This is a genomic window from Chitinimonas sp. JJ19, from assembly GCF_036961565.1.
In the GTDB taxonomy this organism is placed as follows: domain Bacteria; phylum Pseudomonadota; class Gammaproteobacteria; order Burkholderiales; family Chitinimonadaceae; genus Chitinimonas.
In genome coordinates this window covers 101632-120869 of sequence record NZ_JBAMDD010000009.1, presented here as the reverse complement: position 1 = coordinate 120869, position 19238 = coordinate 101632, and the positions used below count along the sequence as shown (strand labels likewise).

Annotated in this window: 13 protein-coding genes; 3 read left to right on the top strand and 10 right to left on the bottom strand. The window is 61.1% G+C overall.

Annotated features, from left to right (window positions below; all coding sequences use genetic code 11):
• Positions 1-58: 58 nt before the first annotated feature.
• The 10 genes from V7714_RS12885 to zwf all read right to left on the bottom strand — a co-directional run bounded on the left by V7714_RS12885 (position 59) and on the right by zwf (position 14808).
• Positions 59-1090, bottom strand: a complete 1032-nt coding sequence (locus V7714_RS12885) for a sensor domain-containing diguanylate cyclase (protein WP_335710095.1) — start codon at positions 1088-1090, stop codon at positions 59-61.
• Between the two features lie 159 nt (positions 1091-1249).
• A complete protein-coding gene (lpdA, locus tag V7714_RS12880) occupies positions 1250-3028 on the bottom strand; it encodes a dihydrolipoyl dehydrogenase (RefSeq protein ID WP_335710094.1) in 1779 nt (592 codons plus the stop codon).
• A 190-nt stretch (positions 3029-3218) separates the two neighbouring features.
• The gene (gene aceF / locus V7714_RS12875) at positions 3219-4856 is read right to left on the bottom strand and encodes a dihydrolipoyllysine-residue acetyltransferase (protein ID WP_335710093.1); all 1638 of its coding nucleotides are present in this window, start codon (positions 4854-4856) and stop codon (positions 3219-3221) included.
• A 98-nt stretch (positions 4857-4954) separates the two neighbouring features.
• Complete coding sequence (aceE, locus tag V7714_RS12870) at positions 4955-7609, bottom strand: pyruvate dehydrogenase (acetyl-transferring), homodimeric type (RefSeq protein ID WP_335710159.1); 2655 nt, start codon at positions 7607-7609, stop codon at positions 4955-4957.
• Between the two features lie 389 nt (positions 7610-7998).
• Positions 7999-8877 carry an SHOCT domain-containing protein gene (locus V7714_RS12865; RefSeq protein WP_335710092.1) on the bottom strand — a complete coding sequence of 293 codons (879 nt, stop codon included), beginning with the start codon at positions 8875-8877 and terminating at the stop codon, positions 7999-8001.
• A 95-nt stretch (positions 8878-8972) separates the two neighbouring features.
• Positions 8973-10619, bottom strand: a complete 1647-nt coding sequence (gene pgi, locus V7714_RS12860; protein WP_335710091.1) for a glucose-6-phosphate isomerase — start codon at positions 10617-10619, stop codon at positions 8973-8975.
• Between the two features lie 36 nt (positions 10620-10655).
• Positions 10656-11504, bottom strand: coding sequence for a transcriptional regulator HexR (hexR, locus tag V7714_RS12855; protein WP_284195923.1), 849 nt, complete (start codon positions 11502-11504; stop codon positions 10656-10658).
• 31 nt (positions 11505-11535) lie between these two features.
• Positions 11536-12531, bottom strand: a complete 996-nt coding sequence (locus V7714_RS12850; RefSeq protein ID WP_335710090.1) for a glucokinase — start codon at positions 12529-12531, stop codon at positions 11536-11538.
• A gap of 6 nt (positions 12532-12537) precedes the next feature.
• Positions 12538-13236 carry a 6-phosphogluconolactonase gene (pgl, locus tag V7714_RS12845; RefSeq protein ID WP_335710089.1) on the bottom strand — a complete coding sequence of 233 codons (699 nt, stop codon included), beginning with the start codon at positions 13234-13236 and terminating at the stop codon, positions 12538-12540.
• 114 nt (positions 13237-13350) lie between these two features.
• The gene (gene zwf / locus V7714_RS12840; RefSeq protein WP_284195926.1) at positions 13351-14808 is read right to left on the bottom strand and encodes a glucose-6-phosphate dehydrogenase; all 1458 of its coding nucleotides are present in this window, start codon (positions 14806-14808) and stop codon (positions 13351-13353) included.
• A 384-nt stretch (positions 14809-15192) separates the two neighbouring features.
• Here zwf and edd point away from each other — a divergent pair, with 384 nt between their 5' ends.
• The 3 genes from edd (at position 15193) to V7714_RS12825 (ending at position 19167) form a co-directional block, all read left to right on the top strand.
• On the top strand, positions 15193-17016 hold the full coding sequence (gene edd / locus V7714_RS12835) for a phosphogluconate dehydratase (RefSeq protein ID WP_335710088.1): 1824 nt from the start codon (positions 15193-15195) through the stop codon (positions 17014-17016).
• Positions 17017-17019: 3 nt separating this feature from the next.
• Positions 17020-17646: a bifunctional 4-hydroxy-2-oxoglutarate aldolase/2-dehydro-3-deoxy-phosphogluconate aldolase gene (eda, locus tag V7714_RS12830; RefSeq protein ID WP_335710087.1), complete on the top strand. Its 627-nt coding sequence runs from the start codon at positions 17020-17022 to the stop codon at positions 17644-17646.
• 222 nt (positions 17647-17868) lie between these two features.
• Positions 17869-19167, top strand: a complete 1299-nt coding sequence (locus V7714_RS12825; RefSeq protein ID WP_335710086.1) for a maltoporin — start codon at positions 17869-17871, stop codon at positions 19165-19167.
• The last annotated feature ends 71 nt before the right edge of the window (positions 19168-19238 follow it).

The following is a 19238-nucleotide window of genomic DNA, read 5'->3' as shown; positions in this document are numbered from 1 at the left end:
CGCTCTAATCATTGGCAAGCTTGGGTTGCGAATCAAGTTGCTGCTGCTTCAGCCTAGACTAGGCCAGCGCCTCTTGCGCGACCACAACGCAGTTGCGGCCGTTATCCTTGGCGCGATACAGGGCTGCATCAGCCTGGGCCAGCAGTGTGGCCGGGTGGCACTGATCCAGGTGGCTGCTGGCTGCCACCCCCAGGCTGGCGGTGACATATTCCGGCGCACCGGCAGTACGATGCGAGCGGGTAGCCAGCCGGCCGCATAGGGTGTCCGCCACGGTGGCGGCACCATCCAGCTCGGTATGCGGCAGCAGCAGGCACAGTTCCTCGCCGCCATAACGGCCGGCGCTGTCCGTCTCGCGCAGGGTCTCGCGTATCAGTCTGCCGGTATTGGCCAGCACGATATCGCCAGTGGCGTGGCCCCACTGGTCGTTCACCTGCTTGAAATGGTCCAGGTCCAAGAGCACCAGCGCCATCGGCTCCTTGAACCGCCGCGCCCTGGCACACTCCTCGCCCAGGCGCTCCATCAGGCGGCGGCGGTTCATCAGCCCGGTCAGTTCGTCGGTTGTGGCCAGGCGTTCCAGCAGATGCACATTGTCTTCCAGCTCACGCTTGTGCTGGCGCAGTTCCACCAGGGCCATGACCTGGCGGGCCAGGGACTGCAGCAGCTCTACCTGGTGATCGCTGGGCCGGCCCGCCTGCTTGTCGAGCACGCAGAGCGTACCTATAGCCTGCTGGTCGGCAGTCAGCAGGGGAACACCGGCATACATGCGGAAACCGTCCAGGGTCGGTGGCAAGCTGGCGGTGCGCGGGTCGCTGCAAAGATCATGCACGACCAGAGGCTGGCCGCTACGGATGACAAAGTCGCAGTAATCGTCACAGCGGGCCGCTGGGGCGATCTTTTCCACGCCATGCCAGGCCTTGGCCCAGACATAGTCCTGATCCACGAATGTGACAAAGGCATAGGGCACCTGGCATATCTCAGCCGCCAGGCGGGTCAGAAAATCGAAATCCTGCTCGGCAGGGGTCTGGAATATACCGCAGCGATGCAGCGCTGCCAGGCGGGTGGCTTCCGGGTCGGCATTCTGACGGTTCATGGTGTCCTCCGCAGTTGCTTCAGCATAGGCCATAGTGAGCATTATCAAGGTAACCGATGGTCGGTAGCCTGTTTGCTCAAGCACTTGCAGATGACACGCCGGCAAGACAACGCCGGCCAACCCTCATGGGGCTAAGCCGGCGTTGTGCTTGCAGCCCGATTATTTCTTGCGTACAGGCGGCAGGTCGGTACAGCTGCCCTCGGCCACTTCGGCCGCCAAGCCTATGGACTCGCCCAGTGTCGGGTGAGCATGGATGGTCTTGCCGATATCGGTAGGATCACACCCCATCTCTATCGCCAGGCCTATCTCGCCCAGCATATCGCCGGCATGGGTGCCCACGATGGCACCCCCGATCAGCCTGTGGGTCTCCGCGTCGAAAATCAGCTTGGTGAATCCCTCGTCGCGGCCATTGGCGATGGCGCGGCCGGAAGCGGCCCAGGGGAAGACCGATTTTTCGATCTTGATGCCATTCTTCTTGGCTTCGTCCTCGGTCACCCCCACCCACGCCACTTCCGGGTCGGTATAGGCCACGCCAGGGATGGCGCGGGCGTCGAAGTAGGCTTTGTGGCCGGCAGCCACTTCGGCAGCCACATGGCCCTCGTGCACGGCCTTGTGCGCCAGCATGGGTTGGCCGACGATATCGCCGATGGCAAAGATATGCGGCACATTGGTGCGCATCTGCTTGTCCACCTCGATAAAGCCCCGGTCGGTCACGGCCACGCCAGCCTGCTCGGCGCCGATCAGCTTGCCATTGGGGGCACGGCCAGCAGCGACCAGCACCATATCGTAGCGCTGTGCCTCCTTGGGTGCTGCATCACCCTCGAAGGTGACATAGATGCCGTCGGGCTTGGCTTCGACCGCGACTGTCTTGGTCTTGAGCATGATGTTGTCGAAACGGTGGGCATTCATCTTCTGCCATACCCGCACTAGGTCGCGATCTGCGCCCTGCATCAGGCCGTCCATCATTTCGACTACATCCAGGCGGGCACCCAGTGTGGAGTAGACCGTGCCCATTTCCAGGCCAATGATGCCACCACCTATCACCAGCATTTTCTTGGGAACAGCTTGCAGTCCGAGCGCACCCGTACTGTCGACGATGCGTGGGTCCTCAGGGATGAAGGGCAACTTCACCACGCGGGAACCGGCTGCGATGATGGCCTGCTTGAACTTGATCACCTGCTTCTGGCCGGTTTTTTCCTGGCCTGTGCCGGTTGTGAGCTCAACCTCGACATGGTAGGGGTCAAGAAAGCGTCCCAAGCCACGTACCACCTCGACCTTGCGGGCCTTGGCCATGCCGGTCAGCCCGGTAGTCAGCTTACCGATCACTTTGTTCTTGTAGCCACGCAGGGCATCCAGATCAATCTCCGGCTCGGGATACTTGATGCCGTTGGCGGCCAGATGGCGCACCTCGTCAATGACAGCGGCGTTATGCAGCAAGGCTTTCGAGGGGATGCAGCCCACGTTCAGGCAAACGCCACCCAGCGTCGCGTAACGCTCGACCATGGCCACCTTCAGGCCCAGGTCCGCGGCGCGGAAGGCGGCAGAATAGCCGCCAGGACCGCCGCCCAGAACCAGGACATCGTATTCAGCGTCAGCCGCGCCGCCATGGCTGGCAGGTTGCGGTGTGGCTACGGCGGCTGCAACCGGCGCAGCGGGTGCGGCGGCGGGTGGCGCAGCAGGGCTGGTCGCCGTGGCCTCACGTGCCTCCAGCAGCAGCATCACGCTGCCCTCACTGACTTTGTCACCGACCTTGATCCGGATTTCCTTGACCACACCGGCGGCACTGGCCGGGACTTCCATGCTGGCCTTGTCGGTTTCCAGGGTGATCAGTGAGTCTTCCTTGGCGATGCTGTCGCCTACCTTGACGAAGACTTCGATCACATCCACGTCCTTGGCATCGCCAATGTCGGGGACCTTCAATTCAATCACATTGCTCATGGGGGTTCCTCCGTGAAACGTGATACCGCCGGGTGGCGATGGAAAGCGAGAGGGCCTGGCGGCCGCCCCACTTGCCGGACCTACCCTCAAGCCCACGCTCGCTGCCGCTGGCGCATCACTACCTGGCCTGGACAGGCTGGGCCGTGGGGTTTGCAGGCTGGTCCTTCACGCTTCCATTGTTCACTTGGGGTTAAAGCATCAGGCGGCGGATATCGCCCAGTACCTGTGACAGATAGGTGGTGAACCGGGCTGCCGAAGCGCCGTCGATCACACGGTGGTCATAGCTCAGCGAGAGCGGCAGGATCAACCGCGGAGTAAACTCGCTGCCGTTCCAGACTGGCTTGATGCTGGACTTGGAAACCCCGAGGATGGCGACTTCCGGTGCATTGACGATGGGCGTGAAGGCCGTTCCCCCGACCCCGCCGAGCGAGGAGATGGAGAAGCAACCGCCCTGCATCTCGGCCGGCAGCAGCTTGCCGTCGCGTGCTTTGGCCGCCAGGGCGCCGGTTTCGGTCGCCAGCTCGATCAGCGACTTCTTGTCGGCATCGCGTATGACCGGCACCACCAGGCCATTGGGGGTGTCGGCGGCAAAACCGATATGGAAATACTGCTTCAGCACCAGGTTCTCACCGTCGAGGCTGCTGTTGAAGTCGGGGAATTTCTTCAGCGCTGCGACCACGGCCTTGATGATGAAGGCCAAGGGGGTGATCTTGAGGTTCTGCTTTTTCAGTTCCTCGCCCATTTCCTTGCGGAAGGCTTCCATGTCCGTGATATCGGCTTCGTCGAACTGGGTGACGTGCGGAATCATGACCCAGTTGCGCGCCAGGTTGGCGCCCGAAATCTTCTTGATACGCGAGAGTGGCTTGGCCTCGATTGGGCCGTACTTGGCGAAGTCGACCTTGGGCCAGGGCAGCAGGTCTAGGCCGCTGCCACTGCCATTGGTGGGCGTGGCAGTACCGGCCACGGCGCCGCTGAGTACGTTCTTGACGAAAGCCTGAATATCGCTGGCAACAATGCGTCCCTTGGGGCCGCTACCCTTGACACGAGCCAGGTCCACTCCCAGCTCGCGGGCAAACTTGCGTACCGACGGGCTGGCATGGGCGGTCTTGAAGCCGGCTTCATCAACCTTGGCTGCAGGTGCTGGGCTAACGGCGGCGACTGCGGGTGCAGGGGGAGTCGCCGCAACGGCAGGCGCCGCTGCAGGCGGGGTGGGAGTACTGGCTGCGGGGGCGGGTGTCGCGGCGGCACCAACTTGCGTGGACAGGGTCAGGATCAGCGTACCTTCCGATGCCTTGTCGCCCACCTTGATGGCTAGGCTTTGCACGACACCGGCAACAGGGGAGGGCACTTCCATGCTGGCCTTGTCGGTTTCCAGTGTGATCAGGGAGTCATCCTTCTTCACGCTGTCACCGACTTTGACGAAGACTTCGATGACGTCGACATTGCTGGCGTCACCGATATCGGGCACCTTGACCTCGATCGACGTGCTGGCAGCAGCTTGTGCGGCAACTGGCGCTGCTACGGGGGGGGCTGCGACTTCGGACACGGGCGCGGCCGCAGGCGCTGCAGCGGGCGCAGCGGCAGCAGCACCCGCTTCTATCACGACTACCACGCTGCCTTCAGAGGCCTTGTCGCCCACCTTGAGGCGGACTTCCTTGACCAAGCCGGCGGCGCTGGCCGGGACTTCCATGCTGGCCTTGTCGGTTTCCAGGGTGATCAGCGAATCATCCTTCTTGATCACATCGCCTGGTTTGACAAAGACTTCAATCACGTCGACATCCTTGGCATCGCCAATGTCGGGCACTTTCAGTTCAATCAGATTGCTCATTTTCATCCTCCGTGAAACGTGAAGCCGTCATGCGGCGGTGAAATGTGAAACGTGGTGTTTCACCACATTTCACCTTTCACGTTCCACTTTTCACGTGGTTAAACGGTCCAAGGGGCGGGCTTGGTGCTATCGATACCGTACTTGGCCAGGGCTTCTGCCACCTTGGCACGCGGCAGCTTGCCATCGTCGGCCAGCGATTTCAGCGCAGCTACCGTCACATAGTGGCGATTGACCTCAAAGAATTGCCGTAGCTGTTCGCGCGTGTCCGAGCGGCCGAAGCCATCGGTGCCGAGTACTACGTAACGGCGTGGCACATGGGCGCGTATCTGCTCGGCGTAGAGGCGCATATAGTCGGTTGCCACCACCACCGGGCCCTGGGTGTCCTTCAGGCATTGGGTCACATAGGGCAGCTTGGGTTCGGCCAGCGGGTTGAGCAGGTTTTCCCGCTCCACTGCCATACCGTCGCGGGCCAGTTCGGTAAAGCTTGGGCAGCTCCACAGATCGGCCTCCACGCCCCAGTCATCGCGCAGCAACTGCGCAGCGGCGATCACTTCATTGAAGATGGTGCCGGAACCCAGCAACTGCACGCGCAGATCGCCCGCACCGCCTTGCTTCAGCAGGTACATGCCCTTGACGATGCCTGCTTCAACATCGGCCGGCATGGCAGGGTGCTCGTAGTTCTCGTTCATCAGGGTGATGTAGTAATACACGTCCTGCTGCTCGGCATACATGCGGCGCATGCCGTCCTGCACGATGACGGCCACTTCAAAGCCGAAAGTCGGGTCATAGGAGATGCAGTTGGGGATAGTGGCCGAGATCAGGTGCGAATGGCCGTCCTCGTGCTGCAAGCCCTCGCCATTGAGCGTGGTACGACCCGCGGTGCCGCCCAGCAGGAAGCCCCGGGTACGCATGTCGCCAGCCAGCCAGGCCAGATCACCTACACGCTGGAAACCGAACATCGAGTAATAGATGTAGAACGGAATCATGGGCACGCCATGGGTGCTGTAGGAGGTACCCGCAGCAATCCAGTCACACATGCCGCCGGCTTCGTTGATGCCTTCCTGCAGGATCTGGCCGTCCTTGGATTCCTTGTAGAACATCAGTTGGTCGGCGTCCTGCGGCACATACTTCTGGCCTTCCTGATTCCATATGCCTACCTGGCGGAACAGGCCTTCCATGCCGAAAGTGCGCGATTCATCAGGCACGATGGGCACGATGTGCTTGCCGATGTTCTTGTCCTTCAGCAACTGGGTCAGCATGCGGACAAAAGCCATGGTGGTGGAGTATTCCTTGCCGGCGCCCGAGCCCTTCAGCAGGGTATCGAAGCTGGACAGCGGCGGCACTTCCAGTGCGTAGGCCTTGGCGCGGCGTTGCGGCAGGTAGCCGCCGAGCGCATTCCTGTGGCCTCGCATGTATTCCAGCTCAGGCGAGCCTTCCTCAAACTTGACGAAGGGCACCTTCTCCAGCTGGTCGTCGGCCACCGGTATGCCAAAGCGGTCGCGGAACTGCTTGATCGAGTCGATATCCAGCTTTTTCTGCTGGTGGGTGATGTTCATGGCCTCGCCGGCCGAGCCCATGCCATAGCCCTTGACGGTCTTGGCCAGGATGACGGTGGGCATGCCCTTGGTATCGGTTGCGGCCTTGAAGGCAGCGTAGATCTTGGCGGGATCGTGACCGCCTCGATTCAGGTCCCAGATGTCCTTGTCGGACCAGTCCTGCACCAGCGCCTTCAGTTCGGGCGTGTTGAAGAAATGCTCGCGGACATAAGCGCCGTCCTTGGCCTTCATGGTCTGGTATTCGCCATCGACGATGGCCATCATGCGCTTGGCCAGGATGCCCTTCTTGTCGCGTGCGAACAGGGCATCCCACTTGGTGCCCCACACCAGCTTGATCACATTCCAGCCCGAGCCGCGGAATTCGCTCTCCAGTTCCTGGATGATCTTGCCATTACCACGCACCGGGCCATCAAGGCGCTGCAGGTTGCAGTTGATCACGAATACCAGATTGTCCAGCCGCTCGCGGCCGGCCATGCCGATGGCACCCAGCGATTCCGGCTCGTCCATCTCGCCATCACCACAGAAGGCCCAGACCTTGCGGCCCTCGGTCTGTGCCATGCCGCGATCCTGCATGTATTTCATGAAGCGGGCCTGGTAAATGGCCAGTAGCGGGCCCAGGCCCATCGATACGGTGGGGAACTGCCAGAAATCCGGCATCAGCCAGGGGTGGGGGTAGCTGGACAAGCCTTTGCCACCCACTTCCTGGCGGAAGTTGTTCATTTGTTCTTCGCTCAGGCGGCCCAGCAGGTAGGCGCGCGAGTAGACACCGGTCGCCACGTGGCCCTGGACAAACACCAGGTCGCCGCCATGGTTCTCGCTGGGTGCATGCCAGAAGTGGTTGTAGCCCACGTCATACAGGGTGGCTGCGGACGCAAACGAGGCGATATGGCCGCCAACATTGGTGTGCTTGTTGGCGCGTACCACCATGGCCATGGCGTTCCAGCGCGTATAGGCGCGGATCTTATGTTCTTTGGTGGTGTCGCCAGGAAAGGGCGGCTCCATCTCCACCGGAATGGTATTGATGTATTGGGTATTGGCACTGTAGGGGATATTGGCGCCGCGCTCGGTGGCTTCTTCTATCAGCTTCTCGATGATGAAGTGGGCGCGCTCAGGGCCCTCGCTCTCGATCACGCCGTCCAGGGCCTCAAGCCACTCGCGTGTTTCTATCGGATCGAGATCGTCGTTGTGCTCTGCCATCTTGGGTACCTTGTGGGTTTCGTTATAGGAATAGGGATGCAAGCGCACGCCACCCCGCAGGGTGTGCAGGGGCGTGTTGTAGATCGCTTGGGGGTACGGCGGCGCGTGCGGCCAGGTTCTGGCAGCACGGCAGAATGGGTGGCTGGCGCTCAGGCAAGGCCAGCGAAGCGTGAGTTGTGCGCTTCAATGTTGTCTCTACTGCTTGGGTTGCGAACTGGCAATTGCCGGCTCATTGGGCCTTATGGCCTCTTTGTCACTGCTGGCCCGGTATACGTGACGGTAGTGCAGGTCACGCTCCTCACCCGCCGGACGGGCGCCGGATGATCGGGTGGGTATCAGTCATTGCTACCGCAGGAATGCGGCGGGCCGCCATTATGGCAGCCCGGTTGTTACAGCTCTTTCAGGATGGCGGCACGCTTTTGCGCGTACTCGGCATCGTCGATCAGGCCGTTATCCTTGAGCCGCTTCAGCAGGATCAAGCGCTCTTCCACCTTGCTGGCCGGTGCTGCGGGCAATATGGTTTGCGGCGCTGCTGCGGCCGGCTGTGCTGCCTGCGGCGCGGCTTGAGCCGGGGCTGGGCTAACCGGTGCTGGTGCAGCAACCGTATCGGCTGGCTTGAATGTGGTGGTGTCAGGCACCTTGGCTGTGCCAAAGGTGGTTGTCGGCTTGGTGGCAAGGGCAGTCGGGATATCCAGGCTGACCCAGTCCGGACGGTTGCCGACCCGTTGCACCACGTTGCTGGCCTGCAGCTCGCAGCCTAGATCGGCCTGCGATTTGATACGGCTACCGTGTATCAGGGTACGGGCACTGCCACTGGGCCGCTGGAACAAGACATCCTGCGTGCTGCCGCACATGCCTATCAGCAGGTTGAGCCTGCCATTCTCGACAAACAAACGGCCTGCATTCAGGGAACGTGGCAGCAAGGGGATACTGCCTGGGCGATAGGAGGTGCCGAACAGCAGGTCGTCCTCTGCCTTGGCCTTGGCAAATTGCGCGATCAAGGACTTGGACAGCCGCTCGATCTCGTCTTCGCTGAAATAAGGCACGGACTCCCGGCTGGAATCCAGCTTGTAGAAGTGTGCCAGCAAGGCTTGCAACTGTTCGGTGCTAAAGCTGACTGGATGCTGATTGCCCGCATTCACGGCTTCCAGTTTCACATAGTCATCCGTCTCAGACCAACGCTGGCTTGAGTCCATGGCGCTGGCGCCGCTCACCATCAGTGCGACGAGTGCCAGGCGCCCCAGGCGCGACGCAAAGGCTTGCTGCATGCGATTCTCCGTTCTTCTAGCTGCGGGGCAAGACCGCCTTTATAACGCAATCCCCCGCCGCGTGCATCGTGGCTGACCGCGATTGCGGTCAAAAATTATGGATTCAGTGCGCGTCGTACGTAATCGATCAAGCGGTTGGTGGAGGCGTCATGTGCCAGCACTGGCGCGCCGGACTTCAGCTCTGCCTCCACGGTTCTGGCCAACTGCTTACCCAGCTCCACCCCCCATTGGTCGTAGGAGTTGATACCCCAGATCACGCCTTGCACGAACACCTTGTGCTCGTACAGGGCAATCAGGCTACCCAGGCTGGCTGGATCCAGCCTGTCCAGCAACAAGGTATTGGTCGGCCGGTTGCCGCTGAATACCTTATGCGGCACCAGCGCCTCCAGTGCCTCACCTGCCAGCCCCTGGGCAAGCAGCTCTGCCCTGACCTCGGCCTCGTTCTTGCCGCGCATCAATGCCTCTGTTTGGGCCAGGAAATTGGCCAGCAGTATCAGGTTGTGCTCGGGTGAACTGGCGGGATTCTCCAGGCTGGCGATGAAATCGGCGGGGATCAGTTCGGTACCCTGGTGCAGCAACTGGTAATAGGCATGCTGGCCGTTGATGCCAGGCTCGCCCCAGATGACTGGGCCAGTATGGTAATCCACTTTGCTACCATCCAGACGCACGGCTTTGCCGTTGGACTCCATGTCCAGCTGTTGCAGATAGGCCGGTAATCGATGCAGTGGCTGGTTGTAGGGAGAAACCAGGTGGGTGCTGGCACCCATGCCATTGATATAGAACACGCCTAGCAGCGCCAATATGGCTGGCAGGTTCTGCTCCAGCGGGGCGTTGGCAAAGTGCTGGTCCATGGCATGTGCGCCCGCCAGCAGTGCGCGGAAATGGTCGGGGCCGATGTACAGCAGGATGGGTAGGCCTATGGCAGACCAGAGGGAGTAGCGCCCGCCTACCCAATCCCAGAAGCCGAACATATTGTCGGTATCGATGCCGAACTGGCGGACTGCATCGGCATTGGTGGAGACGGCCACAAAATGCCGTGCCACCGCCGCTTCGGTACCCAGGGCGGCCACCAGCCAGGCGCGAGCGGCGCGTGCGTTGGTCAGCGTCTCCTGCGTGGTGAAAGTCTTGGACGCAACGATGAACAAGGTGGTGGCAGGATTGAGTCGACCCAGTACATTGCTGAGTTGCCAGCCATCGACGGTGGAGACGAAGTGCAGCCTGAGGTGGGTGGCGCCGTAGTCCTTGAGCGCTTCGCAAGCCATGAAAGGGCCGAGGTCAGAACCACCTATGCCGATATTGACGATATCGGTGATCGCTTGCCCGTCATGGCCTCGCCAGGTACCGCTGCGCAAGCGCTCGGCAAAATCGCTCATCCTGTCCAGTACGGCATGGACGGCCGGTACGATGTTCTCGCCATCCAGCTCGATATGCGCATGGCGGGGCGCGCGTAGCGCAGTGTGCAGGACCGCCCGGCCCTCGGTGGCATTGATGCGGCCCCCGGCCAACATGGCAGCCCGCTTCTGCTCCACGCCTGTTGTCCTGGCCAGTTCGAACAAGCTGGCCAGGGCGGCATCGTCGATGCGGTTCTTGGCGTAGTCCAGCAGGATGCCGCATTGCTTGATGCTGTAGCGTTCGGCACGCGCAGTATCCTGTGCCAGTGCCTGGCGCAAGTCCATTGCTTTCAGCCTTTGGGCATGGGCCAACATATGCTGCCAGGCGGGTAGGGTGGTGAGAGCGGTCATCGTAAAGGGTCGGGTAGCGTTAGGCGGGGGCGGGTCTTACCTGTCCTCATAACCGCGCACGCGGCGTTCCTTGAGGTTGCGCTTGATCTTTTCCAGCTGGTCTATCAACTCCGGGCCGCGCCGCAGTGCGACACCCACGGCCAGGATATCGATGATGACCAGATGCACGATGCGGGTAATCATCGGTGAATACAGGTCGGGATCTTCCGGGGTATCGGCATACAGCGTCACATTGCAGCGCTTGGCCAGCGGCGAATTGGAATGGGTAATGCCGATAACCTGTGCGCCAGCCTCACGCGCCAGCTCCACCGACCGGATCAGGTCTATGGTACGACCCGAGTTGGAGATGGCCACGACGGCGTCGCCCGCCTTGAGCAGGGAGGCCGACATGCCATGGATGTGCGGATCGGAATAGGAAATACAGGGCACACCCAGGCGGAAGAACTTGTGCTGCGCGTCTTGCGCCATGATGCCGCTGTTGCCCAGGCCGTAGAATTCTATCTTGCGTGCCTTGGCTAGGATATCGACCGCTTGTTCGATGGCATCCGGGTTCAACTCGTTGCGCGTGCGCATCAGGCTGGAGATGGTGTTGTCGAACAGCTTGGCGGCCAGGTCGTGGGCGGTATCGCTCATCTCGACTGCGCTGTGCACATAGGGCACGCCGGAGACCAGGCTGCGTGTCAGGCGCAGCTTGAAATCCTGCAGGCCGGTGCAATCGACCGAGCGGCAGAAACGGATCACGGTGGGCTGCGACACATTGGCCATATCGGCAATCTGTGCAATGGGCGCATGGGCGACGAAGTTGGGTTGCGCCAGCACCAGTTCGGCCACCTTGCGTTCCGATTTCGACAGTTCCTGCAGCAGCGATTTGATCTTTTCCAGCATATTCGTATGCGTCTCCCCGCGTGTCTTTAGGTCAGTAGCCCTTGCGGGCTGCCAGGGCGTTCAGTGCGGCGGCGGTACCGCGCAGGGCCGGGTTGTTGGCCACGATCACGTAGCTGGGCACGGCTGCCAGGTAGTTGGAGAAACGCCCCTTCTGTTCGAAGCGCTTGCGGAAAGGCGAGGCGGCAAAGTAATCGCCCAGCTTGGGTACGACACCGCCGCCGATATACAGGCCGCCATGGGCACCCAGGGTAACGGCCAGGTTGGCCGCGGCCGTGCCCAGCATGCCGCAGAATATGTCTACCGTTTCGCGGCACAGCGGGCAGTCGTTGGCTACGCCACGCTGGGTGATGTCGGCTGCGCTGAGGCCTTCGTTGGCAACCTGGTTCAATTCGCTGAGGGCGCGATACAGGTTGACCACGCCGGGGCCGGATATCAGACGCTCGGCTGACACATGGCCAAACTCCTGTCGCAGGATGCGCAGGATTTCGTCTTCCTTGTGATTGAAGGGAGAGAACGAGACATGGCCACCTTCACCCTGGATGGGAATCCAGCGCGGCGTCTCGCCTGGCAGGTGGGCGGGCATCAGGCCCGAAACACCCAGGCCGGTGCCTGCGCCCAGCAGGGCAATAGGCCTATCGGTGTCGCGCTCGCCGCCGCCCACTTTGACCAGTTCCTCGTCGGTCAGCAGTGGCAGGCTCAGCGCCAGCGCGGTGAAGTCATTGATGACAGTGAGCTCGTCTAGCTGCAGTTGGGCTTGCAATGCTGCCTGCGAGAAAGCCCAGTGGTTGTTGGTCATCTTGACTGCATCGCCGGAGAGCGGCGTGGCAATGCCTATCGCGGCCCAGCGCGGTGCGACTGCCAACGGGTCCAGATACGCCCGTGCCGCTTCGAATGGGCCCGGATAGTCTGCACAGACAAGATTGCGCTCGTCGCTGATGGGGGCACCTGCCGCACGTATCAGGGCAAACCGGACATTGGTGCCGCCAACATCGGCCAGCAGCCTGGGGTAGCTTTGTTCGAGGCTCATGGTGCGCTATTCAGCCCAGTAAACATGTTTGGGACCACGTGCGGCATCCAGCACGCGGGCTATCGGTAACCGTTGGCGGTTATTGGCCAGCGCCTGCTCGAAAATCTGCCGTTTCTTGTCGCCGGTCAGGTGTACCAGCAGCTTGCGCGCCTGGGCAATGGCCGCCAGTGTGAGGCTGATACGGGCATAGGGCGCCGTGCTAGGGTTGACGGCAACCACGCTTTGCCTACTGTTTGGTGCGACTGCAGCCTCCAGCTCCTTGGCACAAGGGAACAGACTGGCGGTATGGCCATCCTCGCCCATACCCAGTATCAGTACGTCAAAAGGCTGTGGAATTGCTTGCAGCCGCGCCTCTATCTCGGCCACGGCGGCCTCGGCACTGGCGGCGCCGGTATGCAGGCTGACGAAGTGGGCGGCCTCCACCTGGTATTTGAGCAGATGCTCGCGCACCAGTAGCTCATTGCTGTCGGTGTGGCTGGGTGGTACCCAACGATCATCGACCAGGGTGATCCAAACCTTGTCCCATTGCAGCCGCATCTGGCGTAGCTGCTGGAACATGCCTATCGGTGTTCTGCCGCCCGATACCGCCAGGCTGGCATGACCACGCTCGGCAATGGCGATTTCCAGTGCGGCGCCGACTTCGCGGGCCAGGCAGATATCCAGGTCTACCCTGGAGTCGTATTCGTGGAAGTTCACGTCAGCCATGCTGTCTCATTCTTGTCGGGTATTCGTCGGCCATGCCGTACATGTCCGTGCCACCAAATGGCACATCGGGCCGGCTGGGCCCGATGTCCGTGTTAACAGGCTGTGGTTTATCGCTCAGCCTTCCTCGTGCCAGCAAAAGCCGTCGCGCGACAGCAGGGCGGAGCTGGCGGCCGGGCCCCAGGTGCCGGCGGTGTATTGCTTGGGGGCATCATCACTTTGCTCCCAGCCATCCAGTATCGGCTCAACCCAGCGCCACGCTTCATCAAGCTCGTCGCGGCGCATGAACAGGGTCAGACGGCCCCGTATCACATCGGTCAACAGGCGCTCATAGGCGTCGGGGCGGCGGGTCTTGAAGGTCTCGTCAAAGTCCAGGTCCAGGTGCACCTGCTTGAGCTTCATCTGGTCGCCAGGCTGCTTGGCCAGCAGGTACATCTTGACGCTCTCCTCTGGTTGCAGCTGTATCACCAAACGATTGCTGGTGGTGGAGGCGGGCAACTGGAAGATGGAGTGCGGTACCTGGCGGAAATTGATGACGATCTCGGCCAGGCGCTCCTGCATGCGCTTGCCGGTACGCAGGTAGAAGGGCACGCCGGCCCAACGCCAGGTATCGATCTCGGCCTTGAGCGCCACAAAGGTCTCGGTCTTGCTTTCGGCGGAAATACCGGGCTCGTCGAGATATCCGACGGCAGGTTTGCCTGCGCTGGCGCCGGCCTTGTACTGGCCGCGCACCGATTTCTGGGCAACTTCCTGCGGCCCGAAGCGACGCAGGGCGCGCAGTATCTTCAGCTTCTCGTCACGCACCGCGTCAGGGTCGACGCTGGCGGGGGGCTCCATGGCAATAAAGCACAGCAACTGCAGCAGGTGGTTCTGGATCATGTCGCGCAGGGCGCCGGCCTTGTCGTAGAAGTCGCCTCGACCTTCCACGCCGACCTGCTCGGTGACGGTGATCTGGACGTCACGTACCCATTCGCGCCGCCACAGGGGCTCGAAGAAGGTATTGCCAAAGCGCAGGGCCAGCAGGTTCTGTACGGCCTCCTTGCCCAGATAATGATCTATCCGGTAGATCTGGCTTTCCTTGAAGAACTTGCCGACCTGGGCATTGATGGCCTGGGATGAAGCCAGGTCATGCCCCAGCGGTTTCTCCAGCACTACACGCGCACCACCCTTGTTCAGGGCAACGGAGGCCAGGTTTTCGCATATGCCGGCGAACAAATTGGGGGCGGTGGCGAGATAGAACACCCGTACATGCTCGGGGAACTCATTCAATCGTTCGGCCAGAACACTGTATGCAGCCTTATCGCCCGCATCCAGCTTGAGATAGATAAGGCGGCTGGAAAAACTGGCCCAATCCTTCTCATTGAAATAATCACCAAGGTACTTTCGGGCGGCTTTCTCGGCGGTGCCGAGGTAGGCAGCCTGATCGGGCTGGCTGCGTCCCAGACAGAGGATGCGGCCCTGCTCGGGCAGGCTGGCATCCTGATGCTGATGGTAGAGCGCAGGCAATAGCTTGCGCATGACCAGATCACCGGTGCCACCGAACAACACCATGTCAAAGGGTTGAATCGTGCTCATCCCTTAATTCCCCAGTTTGTATTGGATGGATAATCCGGCCGAAGCCGATTTTCTGAAACAATACTACTTTCAAACTCGCTCTGCAATGTAGTTTTGTTAGATGTATTAAACTGTCATTACCGTGCTGCGATGCAACATTGTGGGGCATGGTGCTGCGACACGATGGGGATTTTGATCTGCTCAGCACCTTGATGGTGCGGCTTATGTGCAACAGCTTGTCAGCTTAGTGTAAAAATTCAAACCCGCTCCTTGCCTTTTGATTGTAGTAAAACTACCATCTGCAACAACAAGGGCTTGTTGAGTTGAACATAAAAAGAACAAGTCTTGCATATCAAACCCATAGCGTAGCCAGTGAAGCCCGGACGGGTGACACGGGGAGTTTCGATGAGTCTGCATCCGCGCCTGGTCGAGGTGACCGAGCGAATCCGAGAGAAAAGCCGCCCCACGCGGGCCAGCTATCTCGCCCATGTTGCCGCTTGGGCGGCTAAGGAGCCGGTGCGCAAGGGACTCTCCTGCACCAACCTGGCTCATGCCTTTGCGGCGTCGCCTGCGGGCGACAAGATACTGCTGCGTGAGCAGCGCCAGCCCAATCTGGCCATTGTGTCGGCATACAACGACATGCTGTCGGCCCACCAGCCACTTGAACATTACCCGGCCATCATCAAGGAAGCTGCCCGCCAGGCGGGCGCCACGGCACAGTTTGCTGGCGGCGTACCGGCCATGTGCGACGGTGTGACGCAGGGCCAGGCCGGTATGGAGCTCAGCCTGTTTTCGCGCGATGTGATTGCCATGAGCACGGCGGTGGCCTTGAGCCATCAGATGTTCGACGGCGTGCTGGCGCTTGGCGTGTGCGACAAGATTGTTCCGGGCTTGCTGATCGGAGCATTGCAGTTCGGCCATCTGCCTACCTTGTTTGTGCCCGCAGGCCCCATGACCTCGGGCATGGAGAACAAGGAAAAAGCGCGCATACGCCAACTGTATGCCGAGGGCAAGATAGACAGGCAAGGCTTGCTGGAGGCAGAAGAGCAGTCTTACCACGGCCCGGGCACCTGTACTTTCTACGGCACTGCCAATTCCAATCAGATGCTGATGGAGATCATGGGTCTGCATCTGCCTGGTACGGCTTTCGTCAATCCTGGCACCCCATTGCGCGAAGCGTTGACGGCCGAATCGGCCCGTCGGGTGGCGGCAATCACGGCGCTGGGCAACGAATACATATCCTTGGCACAGATCATGGACGAACGGGCCATCGTCAATGGCCTGGTCGGCCTGATGGCAACGGGTGGCTCCACCAACCACGCCATACACTTGATCGCCATCGCCCGTGCTGCCGGCATCCTTATCGACTGGACCGATTTTGACGATATCTCGGCCGTGGTGCCTTTGCTGGCCAAGGTCTACCCCAATGGTGGCGCCGATGTGAATCACTTCCATGCCGCAGGCGGTATGGGTTGCCTGATAGGGCAGTTGCTGGATGCGGGCCTGCTGCACGAGGACGTGCATACCGTCATGGGCCAGGGCTTGCGTCGCTATGCCAAGGAACCCTGGCTGGATGGCGGCAAGCTGGCATGGCGCGATTCGCCCCGCCAGAGCCACGATGAGAGCGTGCTCGGCTCGATGGCCAAGCCCTTCCAGCACGATGGCGGCTTACGACTGCTGTCCGGTAACCTCGGCCGCGCCGTGATCAAGGTGTCTGCCGTGCAGCCGGCGCACCGCATCGTCGAGGCGCCTGCCGTGGTTTTTGACTCCCAGGACGATCTGATTGCCGCCTTCAAGCGCGGCGAGCTGGAGAAGGATTTTGTTGCTGTCATCCGCTTCCAGGGGCCGCGCGCCAATGGCATGCCAGAACTGCACAAACTCACGCCCTCGTTGGGCGTGCTGCAGGATCGCGGCTTCAAGGTGGCCATGGTGACCGATGGCCGCATGTCGGGCGCGTCTGGCAAGGTGCCTGCCGCCATCCATGTGACACCCGAGTGCCTGGCCAATGGCCCACTGGGTAAGGTCCGTACTGGCGACGTGATACGGCTGGACGCCGAATCCGGCGTGCTGGAAGCCTTGGTGGAGGCCGATGTATGGGCGGCGCGCGAGCAGGCAGTGGTTGATCTGTCTGCCAATGAATATGGCTACGGCCGTGAGCTGTTTGCCGTCTTCCGCCATGCCGCCAGCGGCGCGGAGCAGGGCGCAATGAGCTTTATGCTGCCGCAGTAAGGAATGGACAAGATGAATATTCGCGACATAATGCGCGCCTCAAAAGTCATGCCGGTCATTGTGATTGACCGCATCGAAGATGCCGTGCCCCTGGCGCAAGCCTTGGTGGCGGGCGGTATCCGCGTGCTGGAAGTCACCCTGCGCACGCCGGTTGCACTGGCTGCCGTCCGGGCCATTGCGGCCGCCGTGCCTGATGCCATCGTCGGTGTGGGTACGGTGACGCGGCCCGAACAGTTTGCCGAGGCCAAGACTGCGGGCGCTGTGTTTGCGGTAACGCCCGGCCTGACTGAAGAGTTGGCGCAAGCCGCCAAGGCTGCAGGTATCGCCCTGCTGCCTGGTGTCATGACGCCTTCGGAAGTGATTGCCGCCCTGGGTTGGGGCTTTGATGCCATGAAACTGTTCCCCGCCGAGCAAGCGGGCGGCATGGGCATGCTCAAAGCCATGGCAGGGCCGTTTGCCGATGTGTTGTTCTGCCCAACCGGTGGGGTAACCGTCGAAAGTGCTCCCCGTTTTCTTGCGCTGCCCAATGTGGGTTGCGTAGGCGGTTCTTGGCTGGTTCCCAAGGACAGGATTGCAGCAGGCGACTGGCGCGCTGTCACCCAACTGGCACGCGAAGCCGCCGCTTTGTAAGACCCTAAGCAGTAGCAGTTGTCGAGACGCCCACAAAGAGGGGCGCCAGCTTTACCCGGTAACGGCAGCAATGTCCGGGATCGGTTCAGGCGTAGCAATGCGGCCCATCTCTCCGTCGGGCACGCGGCGCACGCCCCCCTAATTTCAGGGGTCATGGTGTGTAGCACCAGGCTGGGCGCGCGAGCACCTGGTTTATCCAACCAAACGGAGAGGAGTGATCCGATGAATCGCAAGAGCAAGCTGTTTGCTGCCCTGGTGGCAGCGTTCGCGGCGCAGGCTTCCATGGCTGCCACGGTTGACTACCACGGCTACATCCGTAGCGGCGCCGGTTCCAGCACCGATGGCGGCAAGGAAGTCTGCTATCGCCTGCCGGGCAACACCTTTGGCGTAGGCTATCGCCTGGGCAACGAGTGCGACACTTACGGCGAATTGTCTTTTGATGCTGCCATGGGCGAAGCCAGCGGCATCAACTTCAAGCTGCATACCATGGTGGCTTTCGGTACCCAGCAACTGAATGACTGGGAACAAAGCACCCCGTCGTGGCGTCAGGCCTGGGTTGAGGCCAACAACATCGGCAGCGGCGCGCTCGAAAACGCCACCATCTGGGCGGGTAAGCGCTACTACAAGCGTCATGACGTCCATATGCTGGACTTCTTCTACTGGAACAGCAGTGCCCCTGGCGCTGGTATCGAAGGTATCGATGTCGGCTTCGGTAAGCTGTCCTACGCCTACCTGCGCAATGGCGAAATGGATTGGAGCAACACCGCTCAAGGTGGCTACAACCCGGACGTCCCCAATGGCGGCCGGAAGTCCATCACCAACCATGACTTCCGCATCGAAGGCATAGGCATCAATCCCGGCGGCTCGCTGGAGCTGGGTGCCAACCTGATTCGCCGCAACAACCTTGATGGCGTCAGCGGCAAGAACGGCTTCGCACTGACCGCCAGCCACAACCAGGGCAACCCGTTCGGCCTGGGTGGCTTCAACAACTTCGTGGTGCAGTACGCCCGCGATGCCGCCAACCTGGACGGCAGCGGCAAGTGGTGGGCCGACGGCAACTACACCTTCCGCGGCTGGCGCGTGTTCAACCACACCGTGTTCGAACCCAAGGGTAGCAACCTCAATGGTTCGCTGTTCGTCGGTTACGAGAAGTCGGGTGAACAGCCAGGGCAGAACGGTGATTCCGACAAGATCTGGACCATAGGCGCCCGCCCTGTGTATCACTTCACCGATGCTTACAGCATTGCTGCTGAAGTCGGCCACACCGAAGTTGACCCGGCTGGCAATGGTGCCAAGCGCAAGCTGACCAAGATGACCATTGCACCGCAACTGAGCATGGGCAAGGGCTTCTGGGCTCGTCCGGCTATCCGTGCCTACTACACCTACGCCAAGTGGAATGATGCAGCCAAGGCTGCAGGCAGCGTGGTGTGTACCGGTCGTGACTGCGGCAAGGCTGGTAGCGCCTTTACCAATGAGACCAGCGGCGGCACCTACGGCGTGCAGTTTGAAACCTGGTGGTAAGTCGACACAAGTTCGGTTGATCCAGACTGTTGTGCGGGGCAAGGCCCGCACAACGGCCTGAACTTGGACAG

Bases quoted from the DNA above. Each gene is read 5' to 3' on its own strand.
- V7714_RS12865 (WP_335710092.1), bottom strand. From the start codon at position 8,877: ATGCAGCAAGCCTTTGCGTCGCGCCTGGGGCGCCTGGCACTCGTCGCA.
- V7714_RS12885 (WP_335710095.1), bottom strand. From the start codon at position 1,090: ATGAACCGTCAGAATGCCGACCCGGAAGCCACCCGCCTGGCAGCGCTG.
- edd (WP_335710088.1), top strand. From the start codon at position 15,193: ATGAGTCTGCATCCGCGCCTGGTCGAGGTGACCGAGCGAATCCGAGAG.
- aceE (WP_335710159.1), bottom strand. From the start codon at position 7,609: ATGGCAGAGCACAACGACGATCTCGATCCGATAGAAACACGCGAGTGG.
- aceF (WP_335710093.1), bottom strand. From the start codon at position 4,856: ATGAGCAATCTGATTGAACTGAAAGTGCCCGACATTGGCGATGCCAAG.
- eda (WP_335710087.1), top strand. From the start codon at position 17,020: ATGGACAAGATGAATATTCGCGACATAATGCGCGCCTCAAAAGTCATG.
- pgl (WP_335710089.1), bottom strand. From the start codon at position 13,236: ATGGCTGACGTGAACTTCCACGAATACGACTCCAGGGTAGACCTGGAT.
- hexR (WP_284195923.1), bottom strand. From the start codon at position 11,504: ATGCTGGAAAAGATCAAATCGCTGCTGCAGGAACTGTCGAAATCGGAA.
- lpdA (WP_335710094.1), bottom strand. From the start codon at position 3,028: ATGAGCAATGTGATTGAATTGAAGGTCCCCGACATTGGCGATGCCAAG.
- V7714_RS12850 (WP_335710090.1), bottom strand. From the start codon at position 12,531: ATGAGCCTCGAACAAAGCTACCCCAGGCTGCTGGCCGATGTTGGCGGC.
- pgi (WP_335710091.1), bottom strand. From the start codon at position 10,619: ATGACCGCTCTCACCACCCTACCCGCCTGGCAGCATATGTTGGCCCAT.
- V7714_RS12825 (WP_335710086.1), top strand. From the start codon at position 17,869: ATGAATCGCAAGAGCAAGCTGTTTGCTGCCCTGGTGGCAGCGTTCGCG.
- zwf (WP_284195926.1), bottom strand. From the start codon at position 14,808: ATGAGCACGATTCAACCCTTTGACATGGTGTTGTTCGGTGGCACCGGT.